The organism is uncultured Leptotrichia sp. (assembly GCF_938036635.1).
GTDB lineage: Bacteria > Fusobacteriota > Fusobacteriia > Fusobacteriales > Leptotrichiaceae > Leptotrichia > Leptotrichia hongkongensis.
In genome coordinates this window covers 1-4,392 of the sequence record NZ_CALHQO010000426.1, presented here as the reverse complement: position 1 = coordinate 4,392, position 4,392 = coordinate 1, and the positions used below count along the sequence as shown (strand labels likewise).

Genomic DNA, 4,392 nt, shown 5'->3' with positions numbered 1-4,392 from the left:
ATAAACATTTTTTATTTTTTATACAAAACTATTATAAAAATAATAAAAAAACATAATCTTAAATCTTTGAATTTCCATTATCAAATTTTTTAGATTATGCTTTAATTTTGTGATTCTAAAATATATCTTTATCAGACAATTTTGCATCTTTTGTTTTAAACATTTCTAACAGTTTTTCCACTGTCAACCTTTTCTTTTCTTCACCTTTTATATCAAAAATTATTTCTCCCGCATGAAGCATAATAAGCCTATTTCCATAAGTTATGGCATCTTGCATATTATGCGTTATCATAAGACTTGTTATATTATTTTTTTCAATAATTTCCTTTGTCTTCTCCAAAATTATTTCTGAAGTCTGAGGATCAAGTGCTGCTGTATGCTCATCCAGCAGTAATATATCTGGACGGTTTAGAGTTGCCATTATTAATGACAAACATTGTCTTTGTCCACCAGATAGAAGTCCTACCTGTGTAAACAGCTGATTTTCCAGTCCAAGTCCAAGAGTTGCCAATTGCTTTTTATAAAATTCGATATTTTTTACATCTAATCCAAAAGTAAAGTTAAAACGTTTTCCTTTATTTTTAGCCATTGACAAATTTTCTAGCACTGTCATTGATGGAGCTGTTCCCATTGTTGGGTTTTGGTAAACTTGTGAAATCCATTTTGCTCTTTTATGCTGTTCTACATTTGTTATATCATTTCCATTTAAAACAACATTCCCTCCATCTGGTATGATTTGTCCATTTAATACATTTAAAAGTGTAGACTTCCCAGCACCATTACTTCCAATGATTGTTATAAAATCACCATCATTTATTGTAAAATTCAAGCCTTTAAATACTTGTTTTTCTGTTCCCAATTCAGAGAAGAAAGTTTTATATAAATTTTTTAATTCTATCATTAATTTGCATCTCCCTTCTCAATCAATTTTACCTTTTTCTTACCTTTTTTAGTTTTTTGAATTAATTCATTCCATAGGATTACTGTAAGTATTATCGCTGTTATAACTTTTACATCTGTTGGCTTAACTTCCAGTATCTTTATAACATTATCATTAAAATGAAGCCCTTCATACATATTTCTTGTCCAGCTGTTTGACATCAATGCTAGATTTATTATGAAATAGTACATTAAAGATCCGATTGTAACAATGGAAATTTCGTTTATTACTTGTGATTTTTTCAATACCCCAAGTCCTAAAATAATTGCCGCAAGTCCAATAACAATTGTTCCTACTCCAGACTGCAAGTCTGCAACTTTAATATTTTGTGCAAATAATGCACCTGCTAATGCCACGACTCCATTTGCAAGCATTAATCCAAATATTTTTAGTCTTTTTTCATTTACCCCAAGACTTACTACAAGCTGCTCATTATTCCCCAATGCTCTTAATGCAAATCCAAATTTTGATGTCAAGATATAATCAATAACCATTTTTATAATAAATGCGATAAGTATTGTAAGCATAAGTTTTACATCTTTTGTATTTGAAACATAAATTATCAGTCCAATTACAAAAACAATATAAACAGAAAGACTTCTAATCATATATTTATTTTCTTTAATTTTATAATCATAGAGCCCTTTCAATACAAGTAAAATTACAAATATAATTGAAAAAGGTATAAAGTTCTTTTCATAAGAAATTATTTCATAAATACTTCTTTCCGGCGATATAAATACATTAGGCATTCCAACAATTCTGGAGTTTATACTATAAAGCCCCGTCATTACCAAAATTCCTGAAAGCAGTCCGTTAATTTTTAAATAAACGTGCAAGGCTCCTGTCACATATCCTGCAATCATTCCACATATAACTGCTAGAATCAGTCCCATAATCGGACTTGTTATTCCAAAAAAACCATTTTTAGACATTGCAAATGCCGCAAATACAAATCCTCCAAGTGGAAATGTTCCATCCACCGACATATCTGGAAAATCCAGTATTTTATAAGTCAAATACACTCCCATAACCATTATCGAATATATAAATCCAGTTTTAAAAGCCTCTGGAAGACTTTGTAAAAATACTAATAATTCATTCATTTAACTTTTTTCTCTCTTTCTTTTCTGTTCTCTCCATTTAATTTATTATTTATTTTCCTACAAATTCAGCTCCATTAAACAATGGATTTTTTATATCCAGTCCCAATGCCTGTGCTGTCTTCTGATTAACATATAATTTCATTTGTTTTGAAGTTTCAAAAGGAATTTGAGAAACAGGTTTTCCTTTAAGAATTTCGATTGCCATTTCTCCAGTACGTTTTCCTAATGCGTAATAATCTAATCCCATTGTGAACAATGCTCCTAGTTCTACAGAAGAGTTTTCACTTGCAATTACAGGCTTTTTAGCCGAAATTGCTTCCGAAGTAATGAGGTTTGCTCCTGACACAACAAGATTATCTGTTGGTAAGTACAATGCGTCAGTTGCTCCCAATAAATTTTTAGTAGCTTGTGCTAATTCACCAAAGTTACTTATCCCTTGAAGCACAATTTCTATATTTTTTTCCTTAGCAATTTTTTGAATTTCTTGAACTTGCACAACTGAATTTTGCTCCGATGGATTATACAAAACCCCAACTTTTTTTACATCAGGTTTTATTTTTAAAAGTAAATCTAGCTGTCCTGCAATATTTTCCACTTTATCACTTGTTCCTGTTACATTTGGATTCAAAAGTTTTGCACTTGCAGGATCAGTTACCGCTGAAAATAGAACTGGTATGTCTGAAATATTATTTACCAATGCTTGTGCAGACGGTGTCGCAATACCAAATACTAAATCTTTTTTATCTGCTTTATAATTTGTGGCAATAAGATTAGCATTTGTTACTTCCCCATTTGCATTCTTTTCATCAAAATCAGCATTTATTCCAGCTTCCTTGAACGCATCTTCAAATCCTTTCTTTGTCAAATTAAGTGATGGATGTTCCATAAATTGAGTTATTCCGATTTTATAGCTTCGTTTATTTCCAGATGACTGTGAATCTTTATTTCCGCTCACTGTATCGTTGCTGTTTCCACATGCCAGCATTAACATACTTATCATTATTAACAGTATTTTTTTCATTCTTTTTCCTTTCTTCCTTAAACATATTTATTTTTTATAAATTTTATTGAACCAGCTTAGCTTTGGATTTTACATCTTCAGGTAATGAAATTCCAAGTGCTGCAAGTGTTTTTGCATTTACTACAATTTCATTAAGAGGCATAGTCTTAAATTTAATTTCATTTGGCTTTTTGCCATTTTTCAAAATATCAATTGCCATTTTACCAGCTTCTTTCCCTATTTCGTAATAACTAACACCTTGTGTAATCAAAGCACCACCTTTTACGTGAGCTGCTTCAGCACCAAATACTATTTTTTTAGCAGTAGTTGCTTTTTCTGTAATCAAGCTTACTACTGATGCTACAAGATTGTCTGTTGGCAAATAAATCGCATCTGCTTCTCTTACCAGGCTATCTGCTGCTTGTGGTATTTCATTCGCCTGAACAATACTTTTTTCAACTACATTGATTCCTAATTCTTTTGCTGCTTTTTTCAAATCTTCCACTTGAATTTTTGAATTTTGTTCTGATGAATTATAAATTACTCCAACTGTTTTTATATTAGGACTTAATTTTTTAAGTAGTTCCAATTGCTGTTTTACATCCATTCTATCACTTACGCCAGTCACATTATCTTTTAAAATCCCAGCAGCCTGTGGATCTGTAATCGCTGAAAATACAACTGGTATTTCATTCGTTGCCTGTGAAGCCGGCTGAGCCGCATTTGTCGCAATTGCAAAAATCAAATCTTCTTTAGAACTAACAAAGTTATTAGCAATCAAATTTGCATTAGCTGTTTCTCCATTTGCATTTTTCTCATCAAAATCAGCTTCAATTCCTGCTTCCTTAAAAGCCGCCTTAAATCCTTCTCTTGCACTGTCAAGTGCTGGATGTGACGCAATCTGTGTAATTCCAATTCTATACTTCTTAGAGCTTGTCCCAGCTCCACTACTACCTTTATTCTCACTACCTGAATTTCCACAGCTTAAAATCATAAGTGTCAACACACTAATTAAAATTAATAATTTTCTCATCAATTTTTCCTCTCTTTCCTACTATCCTACAAATTTACTCAAAACATTCAAAATAATTTTCAAATATATTCTTAAAGTTTTGAGTTAATAAAATATTATCCTTTCAACTAATTTTAGATAATATTTTTTCCTACTATGAAATAATAACATTTTTTTCTCTTTAAAGCAATATTATTATTTCCTTTATAACAATTTTTTTTGATTTATTTTTTCATTTTTAAATTAAATAAAATCTTCTTTAATTTTTATTTTATTTTCTTCACTTGGATAAATTCTAATCGGAATTTTTTCTCCTTTGTATTCTACTAAATCA

4 protein-coding genes are annotated in these 4,392 nt (G+C 30.4%); all 4 read right to left on the bottom strand.

Going from position 1 to position 4,392, the window contains the following annotated elements; translation table 11 throughout:
* Nucleotides 1-115: 115 nt before the first annotated feature.
* The 4 genes from Q0370_RS08540 to Q0370_RS08525 are packed head-to-tail and all read right to left on the bottom strand — an operon-like array spanning nt 116 to nt 4,079.
* Nucleotides 116-901, bottom strand: coding sequence for an ABC transporter ATP-binding protein (locus Q0370_RS08540; RefSeq protein WP_299574639.1), 786 nt, complete (start codon nt 899-901; stop codon nt 116-118).
* A complete protein-coding gene (locus tag Q0370_RS08535) occupies nt 901-2,046 on the bottom strand; it encodes an ABC transporter permease (RefSeq protein ID WP_299574636.1) in 1,146 nt (381 codons plus the stop codon). Before Q0370_RS08535 ends, Q0370_RS08540 begins: the two co-directional genes overlap by 1 nt.
* A 49-nt stretch (nt 2,047-2,095) precedes the next feature.
* Entirely contained in the window at nt 2,096-3,067 is a 972-nt protein-coding gene (locus Q0370_RS08530; RefSeq protein ID WP_299574633.1) for an ABC transporter substrate-binding protein, read from the bottom strand.
* A 43-nt stretch (nt 3,068-3,110) separates the two neighbouring features.
* A complete protein-coding gene (locus tag Q0370_RS08525; protein ID WP_299574630.1) occupies nt 3,111-4,079 on the bottom strand; it encodes an ABC transporter substrate-binding protein in 969 nt (322 codons plus the stop codon).
* Between the last annotated feature and the right edge of the window lie 313 nt (nt 4,080-4,392).